The organism is Streptomyces sp. SS7 (assembly GCF_037993025.1).
In the GTDB taxonomy this organism is placed as follows: Bacteria; Actinomycetota; Actinomycetes; order Streptomycetales; family Streptomycetaceae; genus Streptomyces.
Genome location: NZ_CP141223.1, coordinates 6,040,215 through 6,061,743, shown reverse-complemented (window position 1 = coordinate 6,061,743; position 21,529 = coordinate 6,040,215). Strand labels below are relative to the sequence as shown.

Genomic DNA, 21,529 nt, shown 5'->3' with positions numbered 1-21,529 from the left:
GGGCTACAGGTTGCCCCGCTTCGCCTGCTCACGCTCGATCGCCTCGAACAGGGCCTTGAAGTTGCCCTTGCCGAAGCCCATCGATCCGTGGCGCTCGATGATCTCGAAGAACACCGTGGGGCGGTCCTGCACCGGCTTGGTGAAGACCTGGAGCAGGTATCCGTCCTCGTCGCGGTCGGCGAGGATCTTCAGCTCGCGCAGGGTCTCCACCGGCACCCGGGTGTCACCGACCCATTCGCCGAGCGTGTCGTAGTAGGAGTCCGGGGTGTCGAGGAAGCGGACCCCGGCGGCGCGCATGGTGCGGACCGTCCGCACGATGTCGCCGGTGTTGAGCGCGATGTGCTGGACGCCCGGGCCGCCGTAGAACTCCAGGTACTCGTCGATCTGCGACTTCTTCCTGCCGATCGCCGGCTCGTTGATCGGGAACTTGACCTTCAGGGTCCCGTCGGCGACGACCTTCGACATCAGCGCGCTGTACTCGGTGGCGATGTCGTCGCCCACGAACTCCTTCATGTTCGTGAAGCCCATGACCCTGTTGTAGAAGCCGACCCATTCGTCCATCCGGCCGAGTTCGACGTTGCCGACGCAGTGGTCGATCGCCTGGAAGGTGCTCCCCCGGCCGTCGGCCGGGAGGTGCCCCCAGGCGGGCGGCTCGACGATCGGGTCGGCGGCGACGAAGCCCGGGAGGTAGGGGCCGTCGTAGCCGGAGCGGTCGACGAGGGTGTGGCGGGTCTCGCCGTAGGTCGCGATCGCGGCGAGGACGACGGTGCCGTGCTCGTCCTTCAGCTCGTACGGCTCGGCGACGGACCGGGCGCCGTGCTCGACCGCGTGGGCGTACGCGGCGCGCGCGTCCGGGACCTCGAGGGCGAGGTCGACGACACCGTCGCCGTGCTCGGCCACGTGCCGGGCGAGGAAGTGGCCCCAGGTGGTGGCCGGCTTGACGACGGAGGTGAGGACGAACCGGGCGGAACCGCTCGTGAGCACGTACGACGCGGTCTCCCGGCTGCCGGTCTCCGGGCCCGCGTAGGCGACCAGCTGCATACCGAAGGCGGTGGAGTAGTAGTGCGCCGCCTGCCGGGCGTTGCCCACGGCGAAGACGATCGCGTCCATTCCCCCGACCGGGAAGGGATCGGCCGGCCGGGCGGCCTCGGGACCGGAACGTGTGGTCTGCGTCATAGCGAAAGCCTCACTCCGGGGCGCAAGGTGCGCAACAGTTCGCCTCTTCACCGGGCAATCCGGTCAGTGGTACGACGGTTTCGGCGGGCTTTCCGTACAGGGTGACCATCTGGGAGGCGGGCGTGGCGATCGATCATCTGGACGGCCGGATCATCGTGCTGCTGGCACGGGAGCCGAGGATCGGGGTGCTGGAGATGTCCCGGCGGCTGGGGGTGGCCCGGGGGACCGTGCAGGCCCGGCTGGACCGGCTCCAGTCGAGCGGCGTCATCCGGGGCTTCGGGCCGGAGGTGGACCCGGCGGCCATCGGCTATCCGGTGACGGCCTTCGCCACGCTGCAGATCCGCCAGGGGCAGGGCGCGGACGTTCGGGCCCACCTCGCGACCGTGCCGGAGGTCCTGGAGCTGCACACCACCACGGGCAGCGGGGACATGATGTGCCGGCTGGTGGCCCGCTCCAACGCGGACCTCCAGCGGGTGATCGACCGGGTCGTCGGCTTCGAGGGGATCGTCCGGGCGTCGACGGCGATCGTGATGGAGAACGCGGTGCCGTTGCGGATCATCCCGCTGGTGGAGCAGGCGGCCGGGGAGGAGCGGGAGCGGTGACTTACAAAGGAAGCGTTGCAAAGTCTTCTTTGCAAGGATAGCTTTGTACGCATGCCCGATGAATCGACGTCCCGGCATCTCGACGCCCGATCCCTGCGGGGCCTCGCCCACCCGCTCCGTATGCGACTGCTCGCCGCACTGCGCCGCGACGGTCCCGCCACCGCCTCCCAACTGGGCGCGAAACTCGGCGAGTCCAGCGGCTCAACCAGCTATCACCTGCGCCAGCTCGCCGCACACGGGTTCGTCGAGGACGCGCCGGAGCAGGGCAAGGGCCGCGAGCGATGGTGGCGTGCCGTGGACCAGAGCCTGATGTTCGACGAGGCCCTGCTCAGGGACCCCGACCCCGAGGTGCGGGGCGCCGCAGCCGTGTTCGGCTACGAGGTCGCCACCATCCACACGCAGGAGCTCACCACCTGGCTGGGCAACCGGCACGCCTACCCCGAGGAGTGGGACAGCGCGAGCGATCTGAGCGACTTCAGCGGACGGCTCACACCCGAGATGGCCCGCGAACTCATCCAGAAGATGCACGCGCTGATCGAGAGCTACCGGCCGGTGGCCGAGAACACCCCGGGCGCCGAGACGGTCCGCATCCACACACACCTCTTCCCCAGCCCCCCGCAGTGAAAGGCGACCTCCTCATGCATCCCGAGACCCACCTCGCCCTCCACCGCACCCGCGCCGCCGAACTGCACGCCTCAGCCGCCGCCCACCGTCTGGCCGCCTCGGCCGCCGCGCGTCCCCGCGCCCTGCGCACCCGGCTCGGCTGGACCCTCGTCGAAGTGGGACTGCGGCTGGCCGCACCGGGGCCGGCCGCGCCGGCGCTCAGCAGCTAGGCACGGCGCCCTTGCCGCTCTCCAGGGCGGTGAGCGCGTTCACCGCGCCCTTGAGGGTGGTCACCGGGACCAGCCGGAGCCCCTTGGGCAGCTCGGACTTGGCGTCGCTGCACTCGTCCTTCGGCACGAGGAAGACGGTCGCCCCGTCCCGGCGGGCGGCCTGCGTCTTCAGGGAGACGCCCCCGACCGCGCCGACCGTACCGGCCGCGTCGATGGTGCCCGTACCCGCGATGGTGCGGCCACCGGTGAGATCGCCGCCGGTTCCGTTGCCGTCGAGCTTGTCGACGATGCCCAGCGAGAACAGCAGGCCCGCGCTCGGGCCGCCGACGTCGGACAGCTTCAGGGTGACCTTGATGCCGTCGCCCGTGCGGTCGAGGTAGCGCAGGGCGGCCTGGGTGGCCGCGTCCTGGGACTCCTGCATCTGCTGGGTGTTGTGCCGCTCGATCTCCTTGGTGGACTGACCGCTGGGGTAGACGGAGTCCCGCGGCATGATCGCCTGGTCGGTGCGGAACCAGCCGTCGATCACATCGCCGAGCCGGACGTCGGCGTCGGGCCCGGTCGCCTCGATCGTCGTCATGCGCAACTGCCCGGAGGTGTCCCGGGTGGGCGCCCCGGAGATCGTGATCACCTCGGTGCCCTGGTTCTCGCCCAGCACGTTGGCCGTCATCCCGGGCTGCGCCACCGAGAACGGCAGCGGCGCGAACAGCGCCGTCGCGAGGAGCACCACGAGGGGCAGGGCACAGAGGGCGACGGCCTGGAGACGCGTGAGACGAGAGAGCACGAGGTCAATGTAACCGGCGAGGGTGTGCACCCGGCTCCGCAGGTGATCCGGGGGCGACCCGGAGATCTCCGGAGGCGATCCGGGGGTGTTCCCTCAGCGCAGCGCCTCCGCCACCTCCCGGGCCGCGTCCACCACCCGCGGACCCACCCGCTCCGGCACCGCGTCCGCCAGCATCACCACGCCCACGCTGCCCTCGACGCCGGTCACCCCGAGCAGCGGCGCCGCCGCCCCGCTCGCCCCGGCCTCCAGCTCCCCGTGCGTCAGCGTGTACCCCGGCTCCCCCGCCAGCCTCTGCCGCGCCGCGAGAATCGCCCGCCCCGCGGCCCCGCGGTCCAGCGGATGCCGGAACCCGGCCCGGTACGCCACGTGATAGTCCGTCCACGACGGCTCGACGACGGCCACGGCCAGCGCGTCCGCCCCGTCCACCAGTGTCAGGTGGGCGGTCGCGCCTATGTCCTCGGCCAGCGACCGCAGCGCGGGCAGCGCCGCCTCCCGGACCAGCGGATGCACCTGACGGCCCAGCCTCAGCACCCCGAGGCCCACCCGGGCTCGCCCGCCCAGATCACGCCGTACCAGGGCGTGCTGCTCCAGCGTGGCGAGCAGTCGGTACACGACCGTCCGGTTCACGCCCAGTTTCTGGGAGAGCTCGGTGACGGTCAGGCCGTGGTCGGTGTCGGCCAGCAGCTTGAGGACCTTCAGGCCCCGGTCGAGCGTCTGGGAAGTCTCCGCGGTCACGACGCCCACTCCTTCAGTGGTGAGGTCGGCGGCCCCCGTCGCGGCGGATGCGTCCCCGAGTCCCGTCGGTGACGCGCTCGAGAGGCCGCCGATCGGCAGAGGGGCCCGGCATGTCCGGGCCCGGTCGCTTCACGGCTGCGCTCCGCGGCGGCGCTGCCACGGGGCGTGTGCGTAGCGGGACAGTAGCGAAGCAGGTTCGCTGAGCGGAAGAGAACGTCCAGAATCCGGTCAATGGCCGGTAGGGACTACGTACATTTGCCGCACTTTTGCCGTGATATGTCGGACCGCGCAAAGCCGACGGAAAGACCGCCGAAAGGCAGAGAAAGGCCACAGAGAACCCGAAGAAAGGCCATAGAAGGCCCACGGGGCCTCATTTCATGCGGGTGGCCCACTCCTGGACCTTGGCGATGCGCTGTCGCAACTGTCCGGCCGTCGCCTCCGCGCTCGCCGGCCCCCCGCACACCCGCCGCAGCTCGGTGTGGACGACCCCGTGCGGCTTGCCGCTCTGGTGGACGTACGCGCCGACCATCGTGTTGAGCTGCCGCCGCAGCTCCATCAGCTCCTTGTGCGAGACGACCGGCCGCCGTTCGGCCGGCAGCTCCAGCAGATCGGCCTCGGTGTCCGGCTTCTTCCTGCTGTGCGCGATCTGCTTCGCCTGCCGCTTCTGCAGCAGCAACTGCACCTGCTCGGGCTCCAGGAGGCCCGGAATGCCGAGGTAGTCCTGCTCCTCCTCGCTCCCCGGGTGGGCCTGCATGCCGAACTCGGCGCCGTTGTACATGACCCGGTCGAAGACGGCCTCGGACTCCAGCGCCTCGAAGGCGAACTGCTCCTGCTCGCCGGTGTCCTCGTCCTGCTGCTTCTCCGCCTCCTGGAGGAGCTTCTCCTCCTCGGCGTACGGGTCCTCCTCGCCCTCCTTCTTGGGCTTGTCGAGGGCGTGGTCGCGCTCACGCTCCATCTCGTTGGCGAAACCCAGCAGGTCGGGCACGGTCGGCAGGAACACCGACGCGGTCTCGCCGCGCCGCCGCGACCGTACGAAACGCCCCACCGCCTGGGCGAAGAAGAGCGGGGTGGAGATGGTGGTGGCGTACACCCCGACCGCGAGCCGGGGCACGTCGACGCCCTCGGACACCATCCGCACCGCGACCATCCACCGGTCGGTGCTGCCGCTGAAGTCGTCGATCCGGCTGGAGGCGCCGGCGTCGTCGGAGAGCACCAGGGTCGCCCTGCTGCCGGTGATCTCCCGGATGAGCTTGGCGTACGCCCGCGCCGAGTCCTGGTCGGAGGCGATGACGAGGGCGCCGGCGTCCGGGATGGACTTCCTGACCTCGGTGAGCCGCTGGTCGGCGGCGCGCAGCACGCTCGGCATCCACTCACCGCGCGGGTCCAGGGCCGTACGCCACGCCTGACTGATCGCGTCCTTCGTCATCGGCTCGCCGAGCCGCGCCGCGATCTCGTCCCCGGCCTTGGTCCGCCAGCGCATGTTGCCGCTGTAGGAGAGGAAGATGACCGGCCGCACGACATGGTCGGCGAGCGCGGAGCCGTACCCGTAGGTGTAGTCGGCGGAGGACCGCCTGATCCCGTCGGCGCCCTCCTCGTACGTCACGAAGGGGATGGGGTTGGTGTCGGACCGGAAGGGCGTACCGGTGAGCGCCAGCCGGCGGGTGGCCGGCTCGAACGCCTCCAGGCACGCCTCGCCCCAGGACTTGGAGTCACCGGCGTGATGGATCTCGTCGAGGATGACGAGGGTCTTGCGCTGCTCGCTGCGGTTGCGGTGCAGCATCGGCCGTACGCCGACGCCCGCGTACGTCACCGCGACACCGTGGTAGTCCTTGCTGAGCGGTCCGGCGCTGTACTCGGGGTCGAGCCGGATGCCTATCCGCGCGGCCGCCTCCGCCCACTGCTTCTTCAGATGCTCGGTCGGCGCGACCACGGTCACCTGCTGCACGACATGGTGGTGCAGCAACCAGGAGGCGAGGGTCAGCGCGAAGGTCGTCTTGCCGGCGCCGGGGGTGGCGACGGCGAGGAAGTCGCGCGGCTGCTCCTGGATGTACTTCTCCATCGCCCCCTGCTGCCAGGCCCGCAGTTTGCTGGCGGTACCCCAGGGGGCGCGGCCCGGGAAGGCGGGAGAGAGGTGGTGGGAGTGCGAGGTGGAGGTGGCGGCGGTAGTACTCACGGTCTCCGGTTCGGGGTCGGCGTACGACAACCGGGCCACCCTACCGGCGGCCCGGCACCGACCGCGCTCGAACCGGGCCGGGGCGGCGCGCGGTGGGACCCACGTCACAGCGCCCGCAGCCGCTCCGCGATCACGCCGATCTCGGCCTCCGCGCCGGAGGCGACATCGATGACCAGGTCGTACGCCGCTTCCTGGTCGCAGTCGGCGAGGTCCACGCCGTGCAGGGCGAGAAAGGTCGCGGCGGCGAGCCAGGCGGCGCGTTTGTTGCCGTCCACGAGGGGGTGGTTCGTGGCGAGGGCGTGCAGCAGCGCGGCCGCCTGCTCGTGGAGGTCCTCGTAGGCGGGCGTGCCGAACATCCGGGCCCGCGGGCGGTGCACGGCGGAGGCGAGCAGCCCCGGCGCGCGGGCCTCGGGGGCCCGTCCGCCGAAGGCGATCCGGGCGATGTCGGTGACCTCGGCCACGGTGAGGTGCCGCCTGGCCGATGTGGCGTTCCGTGCGGTCATTCCCCGAGCCTCCGCAACAACTCGGTGTGGGCCCCGGCGAGCCCTTCGGCGACCTCCCGCACCCTGCCCTCCTCCGCACCCAGCCGCGCGCGTACGGCGTCCACCACGATGTCCTCCGGCGTGCACCCGGTGGCGTCCGCGAGATCCAGGAGAGCCCGATGGAGACGGGGACCGAGAGAAACCGCGAGCACGGTGCCGCGCGTCGGGGCAGGGACGGGGGTGGGGGAAGTTACTGACGTCGGGGTGAGGGGCTGCATGGGGTGAGGGTAGGCAGGGGCGGGGCGTAGGGCGAGGGGATTTGGGGGCGGGGATTTGGGGGGCATTCCAGGGACAGGGATTCGGGCCCCGGGTGTTCAGGGCCTCCGGGCTCCGGGCTTCCGGCTCCGGGAGGACGAATGACCGGTGCTCAGGGCGGCGGGTGTGCAGAGGCTGCGGACCTCGGGAGACGACTGGCCAGGAACTCCAGCCCCCCAGACCCCCCTTGGTCGTACGCCTCCCGCCGTTCATGAACGCAGCATGGCAGCCTCGTTGCAGCGCGCCCGCCGCCCTTGAGCCGCCCTCCGCCCCGCCCGTACGGTCATCTCACCGAGAGGGAACGGGGTTCCACCCCCCGCCCCCCGACCCGGCCGTGTGCCCGAGTGGCTTAGGGACTCGCCTGCAAAGCGAGTTACGCGGGTTCGATTCCCGCCATGGCCTCCCGCACCGCCGTACGGCCGGCCGCTCACCCGTGGCCGGCCGTACGGCTTTCGGTGCGTCGGTCGGCCTCGGCCGTCGCCTGCCGTCGTCGGCCGGTGGTGTCAGGCGTACAGGCCTCCGCCCGGCTCGTCCTCGAACATCCCCGGCCAGTAGCGCCAGCCGTCGTCGGTGGGGGTGTTCGGGGTCGGGTCGCAGGCGACCGGGTCCACGGCGGCCAGGGTGCGGCACATCGTCTCGGCGAGCTGGTCGTAGGCCTCGGTGAGTTCGTGGACGGCGTCGAGGGCCTTCTCCCGGCGTATCAGCCAGAGGGTGAACGCCAGGGTGGACACATCGGCGTTGAGCGGGCGCAGGGCGAGGTCGGGCTCGCTCCAGCTGAGGACGGCGCCCGAGTCGCCGTCGACGACCAGGCTGGTGTCCTCCAGGAGGTGGCCGAGGCGGATCAGCCGGTCCGCGTTGAGCGGGAGCCGCTCGTCGGTGAGGACGCCGTCGTAGGCGTCGGCGCAGTACTCGGCGAGGGTCTGCAGCGGCATGTCCGTCTCCAGCGTGAACCAGACGACCTCCTCCGGCAGGCCCACCTCGCACAGGAAGCGGCGGGTCGGGGCGTGCGTGAGGGCCTTGGGGCAGTCGACGTCCTCGAAACGGGCGACCTCGCCGCTGCCGAACTCGTCCTCCAGGAGGCGGGGCGGCAGGTCCAGGGCCAGTCCGGACGCGGTGCCGGGGCCGGCCACCAGGGCGAGCGGACGGATCACGGCGGCCAGCTTCCAGAACAGACCGGTTCCGTCGCCGGCCGCCCCCGCCTCGAACACGGCGAGCAGCTGCCGGCTCGCCTCGGCGACCGCCTGCGGGCCCAGCCGGCCCGCGTAGGAGGCGAACTGGCCTCGCAGGGCGGCGAGTTCGTCCACCGCCGTGGCGAAGCGCAGCAGCTTCTCCAGGGAGGGCGCCAGCGGGCGGGTGTCCATCAGGTCGGGGCGGTCGTGCAGGAAGTACGTCGTGGAGATCTCGCCCGTCGCGCCGTCCAGCAGGACGGACTCCCGCTCGCGGCCGTCGGTGCCCAGGATGCCGCCTATCACCAGGCGGTCGCGCAGCTCCGCCGCCAGCCGGCCCTCGGGGTCGCCGGTGGAGTCGGCGACCGTGCGCAGGCCGTCCGTGCGCAGCGCCTCGAACGTCAACAGGCCGCCCTCGCCCGGCAGTCCGGGGCCGGTCAGCCAGCGGCGCGTCGCGGCGTGCGTGACGTACGGGTTCAGCTCGTCATCGGTGAAAACGATCGTGGTGGTACTCCTGGTCGTGCTCATCGGTCCCCCGTGCGTGAAAGGTGCGTGCGCCGTCCCACTGCTCCGCAGCCTATGCGGGCCCACTGACAATGGCCCTGACCTGCGACGACGCCCCGGTGGCGGCAGCCGCCCCCACTGAAGAGACGTCGAACCGCCCTGGTGCGTTCCCTTCCGGCCCACATCTCCTCGGCCGTCGCCCCCGCCGCGCGGGACGCTCAGGTGAAGTAGACGCCGCCCAGCACCACGGCCAGTGCCGCCACCGCGAACACCACGATCCACAGCAGGAGTTTGCCCACGCTCGGCGGGGGTTCGTAGCGCTCCGGATCGCTCACTGGCCCGTCACCACCGCGGCCTGCGGACGGATCGGGAGCCGGTTGACGGGGCGGCCCGTCGCGGCGCGCACGGCGGAGGCGATGGCCGCCGGGGACGTCACCACCGGGACCGCGCTGGCCGCCTTGGCCCCGAAGGGGGCGACCACGTCCCGTTCCTCGACGAGTCTGACGATCCGGATGTCCGGGGCGTCGAGCGCCGTCGGCAGGGAGTAGCCGGTGAGGTCGGGGTGGCGGATCAGACCGCGCGGGGTGCGCAGGTTCTCGGTGAGGGCGATGCCCACGCCCTGGGTGACGCCCGCCTCGATCCGCGCCGCGAGCTGCGCCGGGTTGAGGATCCGGCCGACGTCCTGGGCGACCGCGAGTTCGACGACCCGCACCGAACCGAGCTCGATGTCGACGTCGACGACCGCGCGGACCGCGCAGAAGGCCATGCCCACGAACGCGTCGCCCTGGCCGGCGCCGTCCAGCGGCTCGGTGGGGTGCGGGCGGCACTGGGCCGTCGCCCACAGTTCCTTGCCGACCAGTTCCTCGGCGACCGTCGTCGACAGCACACCGTCGTACGAGGTGATCTTGCCGTCGGTGATCTGGAGCAGCTCGGTGGACATGCCGAACTTGTGCGCGAGGGGCTGGAGGAGCTGGGTGCGGACCATCCTGGCCGCGCGTTCCACCGCGCCGCCGGAGACCCAGGTGTGCCGGCCCCGGCAGCCCGCGCCGGCCGGGGGCTGGTCGGTGTCCACGGGCGCGACGTGCACCTCGTCGACGCCCAGGGTCTCCTGGACGATCTGGCGGGCCAGCGTGGTGAAGCCCTGCCCGGTCTCCACCGCGGCGCACAGGACCGTCGCGACGCCGTCCTGGACCTTCACGGTGGCCGTGGAGACCTCGTCGGCGCCCTCCGCGCCGAGCATGTGCACCATGCCGAGGCCGTAGCCCACGCCCCGGCGCACCGCGCCGGGTTCGCCCGCGCCCTCGGGACCGCCGGGCAGCAGCCACTCCTCCTCGGGGGTGTCCTTGGGGAGCGGCGGCAGCGGGTACTCCTGGACCGCCTGGAGGAGTTCGGCGACCGGGGCCGGGCAGGTCACGGTCTGGCCGGTGGGCAGGACGTCGCCGGTCGCCATGACGTTGCGCATGCGCAGCTCGGCCGGGTCGATCCCGAGTCTCTTCGCCAGCTTGTCCATCTGCGCCTCGTAGGCGGCGCACACCTGCATGGCGCCCTCGCCGCGCACATGGCCCGACGGGGGGTTGTTGGTGCGCACGGCCCAGCCCTCGATGAAGGCGTTCGGGACGACGTACGGGCCGCAGGCGAAGGAGACGGCGGCGGCGAGCGCCTCGGCGGAGGTGTCGGCGTAGGCGCCCGCGTCCAGCAGGATCTGGGCCTCGACCTTGACCAGCCGGCCCTCGGCGTCGGCGTGGTGGCGGTAGCGCAGCAGGGTCGGGTGGCGGTGGACGTGGCCGAGGAAGGACTCCTCGCGGGTCGCCGTGAGCTTCACCGGGCAGCCGGTCTTCAGGGCCAGCAGGCCGAGCGGAAGCTGGAAGCCCTGGTCCTCGCGGTCGGCCGTGGCGCCCGGCACCCCGGTGACGACGATCTTCACCCGATCGGGTGCCAGGCCGTAGACCGCCGCGGCGGTGTCGCGGTCGGCGTGCGGGTCGGTGGAGGCGAGGTAGAGCTCGACGCCGCCGTCGGGTCGGGGCACGGCGAGTCCGGCCTCGGCGCCGATGGGGGCGGGGTCGGCGCGGCCGATGCGGTACTGGCCCTCGACGACGATCTCGCCGGTCGCGCTCTGGTCGCCGTGGTGCAGCGGGATGTGCCGGATCAGGTTGCCGTCGGGGTGCAGGGCGTCGGCCTCGAACGCCAGCTCCGGGTCGGTCACCGGGTCGAGCACCTCGTACTCGACGATGACGGCCGCGGCGGCCATCCGCGCGGTGTCGGGGTGGTCGGCGGCGACGGCCGCGATGGGCTCGCCGTGATGGCGTACGACCTCGGAGGCGAACACGGGCCGGTCGGCCTTGCCGCGGCCGTGCACCGGGCTGCCGGGGACGTCCTCGTGGGTGACGACGGCGCGCACGCCGGGCATCTCGCGCGCGTGGGAGGTGTCGATCGACACGATCCGCGCGCGCGGGTGCGGGGAGCGCAGCACGGCCGCCCACAGCAGGCCCTCGGCCCACAGGTCGGCCGCGTACGGGAAGGTGCCCTCCGTCTTCGCGCGCGCGTCGGCGGGCTGCAGGGAGGCGCCGAGGCCGTGCGGGATCGGCTCGGGGGCCGGGGCGGCCTCCGCGGTGGTCGTCGCGGTGGCTGCTTCGTTGCTCACGCCTGGCCTCCGTCCTGGCCCTGTCCGTACACCGGGTCGTGCGGGTGGGGCTGTGCCGGGTTCTCGAACGCCGACGGGTGGACGCCGCCGGCGCCCGGACCCGCCTGGTGCGGGATACGTGCTTCGTCGCCGTCGGCGTCCGCCTCGGCCTGGGCCTCGCGTTCGGCGACGACGTCCTTGACGGCCCGCAGGACACCCTTGTAGCCGGAGCAGCGGCACAGGTTGCCGCACAGGGCCTGGCGGGTCTCCAGCTCGGTGGGCGCGGGATTGCCCTCCAGCAGGTCGTGCACGGTCATCGCCATGCCGGGCACGCAGAAACCGCACTGCACGGCCCCGCACCGGGCGAGCGCCCGCTGCACGTCGGAGGGCTGCCCGTCGACGGCGAGGCCCTCGACGGTGCGGACCTCGCTGCCGGCGGTGGTGACGGCGGGCACGAGGCAGGAGGCGACGAGACGTCCGTCGACCTGGACGTTGCAGGCACCGCACTCGCCCTGGGAGCAGCCGTCCTTGGCGCCCGCGAGGCCGAGGCGCTCCCGCAGGACGTAGAGCAGCGACTCGCCGATCCAGGCGTCGGTGACGGGCCGGTCGGAGCCGTTGACGCGCAGGACGTAGGAGGCGAGCGGGTGTTCCTCCGCCGGGGGCGGGGGCAGCTCCGCGGGCGCCTCTCCGGAATCGTCGGCGGCGGCTTCGGCGTCCCCGTGCGCGGGGGCGGCCGGGTCGGCGGAGCCGGTGTGCGGGTCGGGTCCGGCGGGGGGCTCGGCGGGGCGCCGAGCGGCCTCCGCGGGCTCGTGGGCGTCCGGGGCGCCCGCACCGGCGTCGGAGGCGTCCTCCAGGGGCTCCTGGGCCCCCTGCGCCTCTTCTGCGGGGGCGGACCCCTCGGGCTCGGGCTCGGCCGCCGGGGGGTCCTGCGGCGCGGAGTCCGCGGGGGCCTGGTCGGCGGTGTGCGCCGGGGCGTGGTCCACCCCGTGCTCAGGCCGGTGCTCGATGCCGTGCGCGGGGGTGTGGTCGATGCCGTGCGCGGGCGGGTGCGGGGCGTCGTGCACGGGCGTGTGGGTGGTGCCGTACGCGGGCGTGCGGCCGCCGTCGTGCGCGGTGCCGTCGGGCAGCCCGTACGCGGTCCCGTGGCCCGTGTCGTGCGCGGCGTCCTGCTCCCCCCGGTGCCCGAACCCGGCGGTGTCCGGGGCCGGTCGGCCGGTCTCCCGGACGCCGGTGTGCGCCGCCTCGGCCAGGCCGGCCTGCTGCGCCTGCTGGGCCCAGTTCTGGCCCGCGCCGTTGGTGGAGCCGGTCGCCCAGGGCGCGGCGGCGCCGCCCGGCAGGGTGGCCGGCGGGGTGCCGCCCCACTGCTCGACCAGGGCCGACGTGGTGAACTCGCCCGATTCGTCCGGCAGGTCACCGCCGGCCACCGGGATCGACCACTGGCCGGTCACGTCGTGACCGGGCGCGTGCGGTGCCGCGGGGTCGGCCGGGCCGGCCGAGGTGTCGGTGAAGCTCCACTGGCCGGTCGAGCCGGGGTTGTACGTGAACCGGTCGCCGCCGGAGGTCTCCGGCGGCAGCTGCGGCGCGGGCCACTCGGTGCCGCCGGCCGGGGCCGCCCAGGCGCCGTCCGGCGCGGGGGGCGCGGCCGCTATCTGCGGCGGCACGTACCCGTGGCCGGGCGCGGCGAGCGGGCTGTCGGCGGCCAGGAGCGCGTCGATGCCGCCCTCGGGGAGCTTGACGAACGCGGTGGCCCCGTCGTCGTAGTCGCCCTGGGGCAGCGGGTCCCAGCGGCCGCCGCTGCGGGGCTGGGCGCCCTCTCCGTGCTGGTCGTCGGTCACGACAGCGCCCTCCCCAGTGCTCGTCGGGCCAGCGCGGCGACGGTGCGCCGCAGGTGCAGTACGGCGGGCGGCAGCTCCGGTACGGAGCCGTCCACGCCCGGGGTCGGGTCCGGGATGCAGGCGGCGGCGACGTACTCGCCGAACGCGGTCAGCGCCTCCGGGACGATCGTGCGGTTGTTGTCCCAGTCGATGAGCCGGGCGACCCACTGCTCGGCGTCCAGGGGCCGCAGCGGCATCGGCGCTATGGCGCCCACCGCGCAGCGCACACCGCGCCGGGCGGGGTCGAGGACCACCGCGACGGAGGCGACGGCGCGGCCGGGGCCGGTGCGGCCGGTCGCCTTCAGGAAGACCTGCGGGGCGTGCAGCAGCGGCACGCGCACGTAGGCGATCAGTTCGCCGCCGCGCAGCATGTCCACGCCGGCCAGCAGGTGCGACACCGGGATCTCGCGGCGGGCTCCGCCCGGGCCCGCGATGATCAGTGTCGCCTCCAGCGCGGCCAGCACGGGCAGCGCGTCGCCCGTGGGGGCCGCGCTCGCGATGTTGCCGCCCAGGGTGCCCGCGTTGCGGATCTGCGGCGGCCCCGCGGCGCGCGCGGCGGCGGCGAGCGCCGGGATCAGGGCGGCGAAGTCGGGGCGGCCCATGCGCGCGTGCGTGAGCCCGGCGCCGAGCAGGGCGTGGCCGTCCTGGTACTGCCAGCCGCGGATCTCGCTGATCCGGCCGAGGCCGACCAGCCCGGCGGGCCGGAGCTGCCCCGAGTTGACGGCGGCCATCAGGTCGGTGCCGCCGGCCACGGGCACGGCGGCGGGCATGGCCGCGAGGGCCGCCACCGCCTCGTCCAGCGTCGTCGGCAGCGTGACGGCCTGCGCCGCCTGCGGTGCGTGCGTGCTCAAAACCGGCTGCCCCTTCCCGCTGCCCCACGTGGTCCCGCCTGTGCGCCGTACGGTACGTGCTGACAGGGCGGACGTGGCAACTCTGGCACATGTTCGCCGCACCCGAAGACGGGGGTCCGCTAGGAGGCATTCGCCCACCTCAACCAGGAGATGGTCCGTTTTCGCACGGCATCTCCGGTGCGCGTGAATTGCCACTCTTCGGTGACAGTGCCGGGGTTTTTCCGTGACGCCGTCCGCGGGCACCGCCACGGCGGCTACCGGTGCGGCGGCGGGCCGTCGATCGGGCGGCCGAGGACGCCGGGGCGCCGCTGCCAGGGCCGGGGCCCCTCGGGCGGACGGTAGCCGACCCCGAGGGCGTCGAGGCGGCCGTAGTGGGCCTCCATCCGCCGCGCGAAGTCGGCGAAGTCCCGTTCCCCGGGCGCGGGCAGGGCGCTCCAGGCCACCTCGGCGAACGCGGCGAGCCGGGGGAACGCCTGGTAGTCCACGCGCGCCTGGTCCTCCGTCACCTCGGTCCACAGGTTGGCCTGGGCGCCGAGGACGTGCGCGCCCTCCTCGGGCGTGAACTCCGAGGGCACGGGCTCGAACCGGTAGACGTCCTCCAGGGTGCGGACGTACCCGATGGGCACCGGCTCGTCGGGGCCGCCGTCCTGCCGGTGGTCGAGGTAGACCTGCTGCTCGGGGCACATGACCACGTCGTGGCCGGCGCGCACGGCGGCGGTCCCGCCCGCGTACCCGCGCCAGGACGACACGGCGGCGCCGGGTGCGAGCCCGCCCTCCAGGATCTCGTCCCAGCCGATCAGACGGCGCCCGCGCGCGGTGAGCCAGGTGTCGAAGTGCCGTACGAACCACGACTGCAGCGCGTCCTCGTCGGCGAGCCCGAGTTCCTCCATCCGGGCCTGCGCGGCGGGCGACCGGCGCCACTGGTCCCTGGGGCACTCGTCGCCGCCGATGTGGACGAACCGCGAGAATCCCGTGTGCGGGGCGGCGTCCGCCGGGAACAGCTCCAGGACCTCCTCGAACACCCCTTCGTAGAAGCGCAGGGTGGTGTCGGTGGGAGCCAGTACGTTGGGATTGATGCCCCAGGTGTCCCAGACGGAGAGGCGGGTGGTGTCGATGACGTCGGTGTTGCCGAGTTCCGGATACGCGGCGATCGCGGCCTGCGAGTGGCCCGGTACGTCGATTTCGGGGACGACGGCGATATGCCGTTCGGCGGCGTACGCCACGATCTCCCGGATGTCGTCCTGGCTGTAGAAGCCACCGTGCGGCTTCTCCTCCCACAGGGGTGAGGCGCGATGGCCGAATTTCGTGCGGGGCCGCCAGGAACCGACCTCGGTCAGCCGGGGATACCTCTTGATCTCGATCCGCCAGCCCTGGTCGTCCGTCAGATGGAAGTGGAAGACGTTCAGTTTGTGTGCCGCCATCAGGTCCAGGTAGCGCAGGACGGCTTCCTTGGGCAGGAAGTGCCGGGCGACGTCGAGCAGGAGACCGCGCCAGCGGAAGCGCGGGGCGTCCTCGATGATCCGGTGCGGGACCGCGTGACCGGCCCCGGGGCGCACGGGCGCGCGCCGGAAGGCGTGCGGGCCGAGGAGCTGACGCAGGGTCTGGGCGCCCCAGAAGACACCGGCCGGGTCTCCGCCGCGGATCTCCACGCCCCGGTGCGCGACGGCGCTCAGCCGGTACGCCTCCGGTCCCAGCGTGTCGTCCACGAGCAGCCGCACGCAGTCGCGGGCGTCCCGGGGGCCCGGCGGCAGGCCCAGCCCGAGGGCGGCGCCCAGGGTGGAGCGCAGCCAGCGCTCGGTGGTCCCGGTGCCGGGCGCGGCCCACAGCGTGGTGTCGCCGTCGAGCACGACACCGCCGTGCGGGGACCCTTGCACGGCACGGGGCACGGGAATGAGATCCGCCGGAGAGGTCACGTCAGTCCTTTGCCTGGGAAGTGCCGCGGATGACGGTTGGCTCGGCGCGGAGAAAGCCGTTTCGGGGCGAGGGGAATCCGCCGCGGAAAGCGCGTACGGCTCGTTCCGGGACACTGTCCGGACCTCCTGGAACATGATCGGCAAGGCGGCCCGGAAGTGAAACCGGAATCGGGCCGCGGCGGCCGCGGCGACCGTAGGGAGAAACCCGGCCGGCCGAGCGTCGGAGAAGTGGTCCGGGAAGTCGTCGAGGGTGCCGTCGAGGAAGCGGCGGCCGAATTCCCGCCCCCCGGACACGCTTCATGAGGGATGCCTCCGCCACGGCCTCGCAGTCCATCGCGTTGCACCATGCGCAATGGACGTTCCGTCAGGTGCAACACCGGGAAGGCTACGGACTCCATGAACACGACCACAAGAGGTCTGCACCACTCCGTGACACGGCGAGGGCCCCCGGGTCGCGCCAGAACGCGCCCGGAGGCCCTCGGAGGTGCGGAAGGACCCGGAGGCTACTTGCCGCCGCCCTTGCCGCCCTTGTCGTCGCCGCCGCCGATGCCCATCGACTCGAAGATCTCCTTGCACATCGGGCACACGGGGTACTTCTTCGGGTCGCGGCCGGGCACCCACACCTTGCCGCACAGCGCCACGACGGGCGTACCGTCGAGGGCGCTCGCCATGATCTTGTCCTTCTGGACGTAGTGCGCGAAGCGCTCGTGGTCACCGTCGCCGTGCGACACCTGCGGTGTCGGCTCGACGAGGGTCCCCGTACCAGTACCGCGCTCGGGCTCGAGAGTGCTCATGCCGCCAAGGGTACTGAAGGTCACAGCGATCAGTTGAGCGAAGGGTCGTCCGGGTAGGTCGCCACCATCGCGAGTTCGCTGCGCTGGCGGCGCAGGACCTCGCGCCAGAGTCTTTCCGGGGCCGGGGAGGAGACGTCGCCCGGTTCGGACTCGACGACGTACCAGGCGCCCTCAACCAGTTCGTCCTCCAGCTGGCCGGGGCCCCAGCCGGCGTACCCGGCGAAGATCCGCAGGGAGCCGAGGGCCGAGGCGAGGAGTTCCGGCGGGGCCTCCAGGTCCACGAGGCCGATCGCGCCGTGCACCCGGCGCCAGCCGAGCGGGCCGCGGTCGCCGGAGGAGTCGCCGGGGATCACGGCGACGCCCAGCGCGGAGTCGAGGGACACCGGGCCGCCCTGGAAGACCACGCCCGGTTCCCCGGCGAGGTCGGCCCAGCCCTCCAGGATGTCGCCCACGCCGACGGGCGTCGGACGGTTGAGGACGACACCGAGGGAACCCTCCTCGTCGTGGTCGAGAAGGAGCACCACCGCACGGTCGAAGTTCGGGTCCGCCAGGGCGGGCGTGGCCACGAGCAGCCGCCCTGTGAGCGAGGACACCTCGGTCATGCCAGACATGATCCCGCATCTTCCCGTGAAGTGGGGAGGCAATGCGGACACCTGGGCGAGGGGCAGCGGAATCAGCAGGTGCGGCCCGTCAGGGCCTCGGTCGAGGGTGGTGGTGGGAGACGTGCGGGCGCACGGATGCGGTCCGGGCGCACGAACGGGGACGGGCCTTCACGGTGACCGCACGTACCCGCCGCGGAACGGTTCGTGTTGTGACACAGCTATGACCTTCCTGGGTCGCCCTCGGGCTTACTTGAGGGGCCCCGGTGGCGATTACCCTGTCTCCTCTGGCCCTTGCCCCGATCCATCGGCCCCTGCCCCAGTCCACCACCCATGGAACGCGAGACACATGACCGTCAACGGCTCTGACGACGTACTGCTTGTCCACGGCGGAACCCCGCTCGAGGGCGAGATCCGGGTCCGCGGTGCGAAGAACCTCGTCCCGAAGGCCATGGTCGCCGCCCTGCTGGGCAGTGAGCCGAGCCGGCTGCGCAACGTTCCGGACATCCGTGACGTGCGGGTCGTACGCGGTCTGCTGCAACTGCACGGGGTGACGGTCCGTCCGGGTGAGGAGCCGGGCGAGCTGGTGCTCGACCCGACCTACGTGGAGAGCGCGAACGTCGCCGACATCGATGCCCACGCGGGGTCGAGCCGTATTCCGATCCTGCTGTGCGGGCCGCTGCTGCACCGGCTCGGCCACGCCTTCATCCCCGGTCTCGGCGGGTGCGACATCGGCGGCCGGCCCATCGACTTCCACTTCGAGGTGCTGCGGCAGTTCGGCGCGACGATCGAGAAGCGGGCCGACGGTCAGTACCTGGAGGCCCCGCGGCGGCTGCGCGGCACGAAGATCCGGCTGCCGTACCCGTCGGTCGGCGCGACCGAGCAGGTGCTGCTGACGGCCGTCCTCGCGGAGGGCGTCACCGAGCTGTCCAACGCGGCGGTCGAGCCCGAGATCGAGGACCTGATCTGCGTCCTGCAGAAGATGGGCGCGATCATCGCGATGGACACCGACCGCACGATCCGCATCACCGGTGTGGACAAGCTCGGCGGCTACACCCACCGCGCGCTGTCGGACCGTCTGGAGGCCGCGTCCTGGGCGTCGGCGGCGCTGGCGACCGAGGGCAACATCTACGTCCGCGGCGCCCAGCAGCGCTCGATGATGACGTTCCTGAACACCTACCGGAAGGTGGGCGGTGCCTTCGAGATCGACGACGAGGGCATCCGCTTCTGGCACCCCGGCGGCCAGCTGAAGTCCATCGCGCTGGAGACGGACGTGCACCCGGGCTTCCAGACCGACTGGCAGCAGCCCCTGGTGGTCGCGCTGACCCAGGCCACGGGTCTGTCGATCGTCCACGAGACGGTCTACGAGTCGCGGCTGGGCTTCACCTCGGCGCTGAACCAGATGGGCGCCCACATCCAGCTCTACCGCGAGTGCCTGGGCGGCTCGGACTGCCGCTTCGGCCAGCGCAACTTCCTGCACTCGGCGGTCGTCTCCGGCCCCACCAAGCTCCAGGGCGCCGACCTGGTCATCCCCGACCTGCGCGGCGGCTTCTCGTACCTGATCGCCGCCCTCGCGGCCCAGGGCACCTCCCGCGTCCACGGCATCGACCTGATCAACCGCGGTTACGAGAACTTCATGGAGAAGCTCGTGGAGCTCGGCGCGAAGGTGGAGCTGCCGGGCAAGGCGCTCGGCTAGCCGACGGTACGGCGATGGGGCGGCACCCGGTCCGGGTGCCGCCCCATTGGCTTTGCCGAGTCTCGTACGCACCCCATTTGCGTACGACTGAGGCTTACTTGCCCTTGGCCGCTTCCTTGAGCTTCGAGCCCGCGGAGACCTTCACGCTGTAGCCGGCCGGGATCTGGATCGGGTCACCGGTCTGCGGGTTGCGCGCGGTACGAGCGGCACGGTGGGTGCGCTCGAAGGTCAGGAAGCCGGGGATGGTGACCTTCTCGTCGCCCTTGGAGACGATGTCGCCGACGACCTCGGCGAACGCGGCCAGCACGGCGTCGGCGTCCTTGCGGGTCACCTCGGCGCGGTCGGCCAGCGCGGCCACCAGCTCACTGCGGTTCATGTTGTTACTCCCGTGTTCTTCTTGCCGTTGCGGCGTGCCACGCGGCGGAGCCGCATAGCGGGCACAGCGAAGTGCGATGTGCTCGCGCCCAGGGACGCATCCTGCCCCTACCTGCGGCGGGAAAGCCAATCCGGCACCCGCAGGAGTCGGGAGAACACCCTTGGGAGTCACCCGAAGCGCGCCTGTGGCTCTGGCCACGATAGACACAGCCCCCCGGACCGGGTCCCCCGACGCGCCGGAGGCGGGGACCGTGGTGATCCTCACAGTCCCCGCCACGGCCTGCGCGACGGTCCGTGCGGCGTTTCGGGTACGTCCTGCGGGACTACGAGGCCGACGCCCCGGCCGCCTTCGCGGCGTCCCGGACGGCGCCCGCGACCGCGCCCGCGACCTTGTCGTTGAAGACGCTCGGGATGATGTAGTTCGCGTTCAGCTCGTCGTCGCTGACGACGTCCGCGAGGGCCTTCGCGGCCGCGAGCATCATCTCGGTGTTGACGGTGCGGGACTGCGCGTCCAGCAGGCCGCGGAAGACACCCGGGAAGACCAGCACGTTGTTGATCTGGTTCGGGAAGTCGGAGCGGCCGGTGGCCACGACGGCGGCCGTCTGACGGGCCACCGCCGGGTCGACCTCCGGGTCGGGGTTCGCGAGCGCGAACACGATCGCGCCCTCGGCCATGGCGGCCACGTCGTCACCGTCGAGGACGTTCGGGGCGGAGACGCCGATGAAGACGTCGGCGCCGCGCACGGCCTCCTTGAGGGTGCCGGTGAGGCCCTCGGGGTTGGTGTTGTCGGCGATCCAGCGCAGCGCCGAGCCGGGGGCGGCGCCGACGAGGTCCTCGCGGCCGGCGTGCACCACGCCGTGGATGTCGGCGACGACCGCGTTCTTCACCCCGGCCGCGATCAGCAGCTTGAGGATGGCGGTGCCGGCGGCGCCGGCGCCGGACATCACGACGCGGATCGACTCGATGCTCTTGGCCGCCACACGCAGGGCGTTCGTCAGCGCGGCGAGGACGACGATCGCGGTGCCGTGCTGGTCGTCGTGGAAGACGGGGATGTCGAGGGCCTCGCGCAGCCGGGCCTCGATCTCGAAGCAGCGGGGGGCGGAGATGTCCTCGAGGTTGATGCCGGCGAAGCCCGGGGCGATGGCCTTGACGATCTCGACGATCGCGTCGGTGTCCTGGGTGTCGAGGCAGAGCGGCCAGGCGTCGATGCCGGCGAACCGCTTGAACAGGGCCGCCTTGCCCTCCATGACGGGCAGCGCGGCCTTGGGGCCGATGTTGCCGAGGCCCAGCACGGCGGAGCCGTCGGTCACGACAGCAACGGAGTTGCGCTTGATGGTGAGGCGGCGGGCGTCCTCGGGGTTCTCGGCGATCGCCATGCAGACCCGGGCCACACCGGGCGTGTAGACCATGGAGAGGTCGTCACGGTTGCGGATGGGGTGCTTGGACTGCATCTCGATCTTGCCGCCGAGGTGCATGAGGAACGTACGGTCGGAGACCTTGCCGAGCGTGACGCCCTCGATGTGGCGCAGCTGTTCGACGATCTCGTCGGCGTGCGCGGTCGAGGTGGCCGCGATGGTGACGTCGATGCGGAGCTTCTCGTGCCCGGAGGCGGTGACGTCGAGGCCGGTCACCGAGCCTCCGTGGGACTCGACGGCCGTGGTGAGCTGAGAGACCGCGGTTCCGCTCGCGGGCACCTCCAGCCGGACCGTCATCGAGTAGGAGACGCTGGGCGCCGTTGCCATGGCCGACTTCCTCTGCACTGCTGGGTGGGTCGCGGGATTGCCGTCCGATCGTCGCACCTACTGATGAGTACGGGAAAGTCGCCTCAACTTACGGTCGTTTTGTTCGTGCGGGGACGTCACGCGAAGAGGCCCACATCACATCGGATGTGGGCCTCTCCGTCCGTTCATGACACCGACCCGCCATGCTCGCCTCGCGGCAAGTGGTCGCTCGTGGCGACGAAGGTTGGGCCCGGGGGCTTGGATCGAGCCGGTGTCACACCCAGGCTAACAAACGGATCCCCGAACACCATTCCCGTCC

At 72.4% G+C, this 21,529-nt stretch carries 19 protein-coding genes and 1 tRNA gene; 5 read left to right on the top strand and 15 right to left on the bottom strand.

The features are described from left to right. Positions 1–3 precede the first annotated feature (3 nt). The gene (hppD, locus tag U5640_RS28030; RefSeq protein ID WP_340378614.1) at positions 4–1,176 is read right to left on the bottom strand and encodes a 4-hydroxyphenylpyruvate dioxygenase; all 1,173 of its coding nucleotides are present in this window, start codon (positions 1,174–1,176) and stop codon (positions 4–6) included. A 122-nt stretch (positions 1,177–1,298) separates the two neighbouring features. On the opposite strand from hppD, the gene U5640_RS28025 reads away from it, so the two are divergent. Genes U5640_RS28025 through U5640_RS28015 form a run of 3 tightly spaced genes read left to right on the top strand, consistent with a single transcriptional unit; the run spans position 1,299 to position 2,611 of the window. Beyond that, entirely contained in the window at positions 1,299–1,778 is a 480-nt protein-coding gene (locus U5640_RS28025) for an Lrp/AsnC family transcriptional regulator (protein ID WP_340378612.1), read from the top strand. Positions 1,779–1,829: 51 nt separating this feature from the next. Then, on the top strand, positions 1,830–2,402 hold the full coding sequence (locus tag U5640_RS28020) for a helix-turn-helix domain-containing protein (RefSeq protein ID WP_340378610.1): 573 nt from the start codon (positions 1,830–1,832) through the stop codon (positions 2,400–2,402). Between the two features lie 14 nt (positions 2,403–2,416). Beyond that, complete coding sequence (locus U5640_RS28015) at positions 2,417–2,611, top strand: hypothetical protein (protein WP_340378608.1); 195 nt, start codon at positions 2,417–2,419, stop codon at positions 2,609–2,611. Here U5640_RS28015 and U5640_RS28010 read toward each other — a convergent pair. The 5 genes from U5640_RS28010 to U5640_RS27990 form a co-directional block, all read right to left on the bottom strand. After that, positions 2,601–3,392, bottom strand: coding sequence for a S16 family serine protease (locus U5640_RS28010; RefSeq protein WP_340378606.1), 792 nt, complete (start codon positions 3,390–3,392; stop codon positions 2,601–2,603). The two genes, U5640_RS28015 and U5640_RS28010, sit on opposite strands and share 11 nt — an antisense overlap. A gap of 93 nt (positions 3,393–3,485) precedes the next feature. Further along, positions 3,486–4,127: a helix-turn-helix domain-containing protein gene (locus U5640_RS28005; protein WP_059202790.1), complete on the bottom strand. Its 642-nt coding sequence runs from the start codon at positions 4,125–4,127 to the stop codon at positions 3,486–3,488. Between the two features lie 370 nt (positions 4,128–4,497). Further along, a complete protein-coding gene (locus U5640_RS28000; protein ID WP_340378603.1) occupies positions 4,498–6,300 on the bottom strand; it encodes a DEAD/DEAH box helicase in 1,803 nt (600 codons plus the stop codon). A 104-nt stretch (positions 6,301–6,404) separates the two neighbouring features. Next, the gene (locus U5640_RS27995) at positions 6,405–6,803 is read right to left on the bottom strand and encodes a type II toxin-antitoxin system death-on-curing family toxin (RefSeq protein ID WP_340378601.1); all 399 of its coding nucleotides are present in this window, start codon (positions 6,801–6,803) and stop codon (positions 6,405–6,407) included. Continuing rightward, positions 6,800–6,994: a hypothetical protein gene (locus U5640_RS27990; protein ID WP_340378599.1), complete on the bottom strand. Its 195-nt coding sequence runs from the start codon at positions 6,992–6,994 to the stop codon at positions 6,800–6,802. Before U5640_RS27990 ends, U5640_RS27995 begins: the two co-directional genes overlap by 4 nt. 433 nt (positions 6,995–7,427) lie before the next feature. On the opposite strand from U5640_RS27990, the gene U5640_RS27985 reads away from it, so the two are divergent. Continuing rightward, positions 7,428–7,499, top strand: a tRNA-Cys gene (locus tag U5640_RS27985). Between the two features lie 101 nt (positions 7,500–7,600). On the opposite strand, the gene U5640_RS27980 is transcribed toward U5640_RS27985, so the two are convergent. From U5640_RS27980 to U5640_RS27950, 7 genes are all read right to left on the bottom strand, one after another. Then, positions 7,601–8,791, bottom strand: a complete 1,191-nt coding sequence (locus U5640_RS27980; RefSeq protein WP_340378597.1) for an SUKH-4 family immunity protein — start codon at positions 8,789–8,791, stop codon at positions 7,601–7,603. 307 nt (positions 8,792–9,098) lie between these two features. Beyond that, positions 9,099–11,408, bottom strand: coding sequence for a molybdopterin cofactor-binding domain-containing protein (locus tag U5640_RS27975; RefSeq protein WP_340378595.1), 2,310 nt, complete (start codon positions 11,406–11,408; stop codon positions 9,099–9,101). After that, positions 11,405–13,222, bottom strand: a complete 1,818-nt coding sequence (locus tag U5640_RS27970; protein WP_340378593.1) for a 2Fe-2S iron-sulfur cluster-binding protein — start codon at positions 13,220–13,222, stop codon at positions 11,405–11,407. Before U5640_RS27970 ends, U5640_RS27975 begins: the two co-directional genes overlap by 4 nt. After that, positions 13,219–14,112 (bottom strand): FAD binding domain-containing protein, encoded by an 894-nt coding sequence (locus tag U5640_RS27965; protein WP_340378591.1) that lies wholly within the window; start codon positions 14,110–14,112, stop codon positions 13,219–13,221. The genes U5640_RS27970 and U5640_RS27965 overlap by 4 nt, the downstream gene beginning before the upstream one ends. A gap of 254 nt (positions 14,113–14,366) precedes the next feature. Beyond that, positions 14,367–16,025 carry a beta-N-acetylhexosaminidase gene (locus U5640_RS27960; RefSeq protein ID WP_340378589.1) on the bottom strand — a complete coding sequence of 553 codons (1,659 nt, stop codon included), beginning with the start codon at positions 16,023–16,025 and terminating at the stop codon, positions 14,367–14,369. A 503-nt stretch (positions 16,026–16,528) separates the two neighbouring features. Beyond that, positions 16,529–16,819, bottom strand: a complete 291-nt coding sequence (locus U5640_RS27955; RefSeq protein WP_079078617.1) for a DUF3039 domain-containing protein — start codon at positions 16,817–16,819, stop codon at positions 16,529–16,531. A gap of 29 nt (positions 16,820–16,848) precedes the next feature. Continuing rightward, positions 16,849–17,421 carry a YqgE/AlgH family protein gene (locus U5640_RS27950; protein WP_067243668.1) on the bottom strand — a complete coding sequence of 191 codons (573 nt, stop codon included), beginning with the start codon at positions 17,419–17,421 and terminating at the stop codon, positions 16,849–16,851. A gap of 346 nt (positions 17,422–17,767) precedes the next feature. Here U5640_RS27950 and murA point away from each other — a divergent pair, with 346 nt between their 5' ends. Further along, complete coding sequence (gene murA / locus U5640_RS27945) at positions 17,768–19,114, top strand: UDP-N-acetylglucosamine 1-carboxyvinyltransferase (RefSeq protein WP_340378584.1); 1,347 nt, start codon at positions 17,768–17,770, stop codon at positions 19,112–19,114. Positions 19,115–19,208: 94 nt separating this feature from the next. Here murA and U5640_RS27940 read toward each other — a convergent pair whose 3' ends face one another. After that, the gene (locus U5640_RS27940; RefSeq protein ID WP_004000874.1) at positions 19,209–19,490 is read right to left on the bottom strand and encodes an HU family DNA-binding protein; all 282 of its coding nucleotides are present in this window, start codon (positions 19,488–19,490) and stop codon (positions 19,209–19,211) included. 322 nt (positions 19,491–19,812) lie between these two features. Next, the gene (locus tag U5640_RS27935; protein WP_340378562.1) at positions 19,813–21,231 is read right to left on the bottom strand and encodes an NAD-dependent malic enzyme; all 1,419 of its coding nucleotides are present in this window, start codon (positions 21,229–21,231) and stop codon (positions 19,813–19,815) included. Positions 21,232–21,529: the final 298 nt, after the last annotated feature.

Bases quoted from the DNA above. Each gene is read 5' to 3' on its own strand.
- U5640_RS27980 (WP_340378597.1), bottom strand. From the start codon at position 8,791: ATGAGCACGACCAGGAGTACCACCACGATCGTTTTCACCGATGACGAG.
- U5640_RS27940 (WP_004000874.1), bottom strand. From the start codon at position 19,490: ATGAACCGCAGTGAGCTGGTGGCCGCGCTGGCCGACCGCGCCGAGGTG.
- U5640_RS27935 (WP_340378562.1), bottom strand. From the start codon at position 21,231: ATGGCAACGGCGCCCAGCGTCTCCTACTCGATGACGGTCCGGCTGGAG.
- U5640_RS27995 (WP_340378601.1), bottom strand. From the start codon at position 6,803: ATGACCGCACGGAACGCCACATCGGCCAGGCGGCACCTCACCGTGGCC.
- murA (WP_340378584.1), top strand. From the start codon at position 17,768: ATGACCGTCAACGGCTCTGACGACGTACTGCTTGTCCACGGCGGAACC.
- U5640_RS27950 (WP_067243668.1), bottom strand. From the start codon at position 17,421: ATGACCGAGGTGTCCTCGCTCACAGGGCGGCTGCTCGTGGCCACGCCC.
- U5640_RS28020 (WP_340378610.1), top strand. From the start codon at position 1,830: ATGCCCGATGAATCGACGTCCCGGCATCTCGACGCCCGATCCCTGCGG.
- U5640_RS28015 (WP_340378608.1), top strand. From the start codon at position 2,417: ATGCATCCCGAGACCCACCTCGCCCTCCACCGCACCCGCGCCGCCGAA.
- U5640_RS27955 (WP_079078617.1), bottom strand. From the start codon at position 16,819: ATGAGCACTCTCGAGCCCGAGCGCGGTACTGGTACGGGGACCCTCGTC.
- hppD (WP_340378614.1), bottom strand. From the start codon at position 1,176: ATGACGCAGACCACACGTTCCGGTCCCGAGGCCGCCCGGCCGGCCGAT.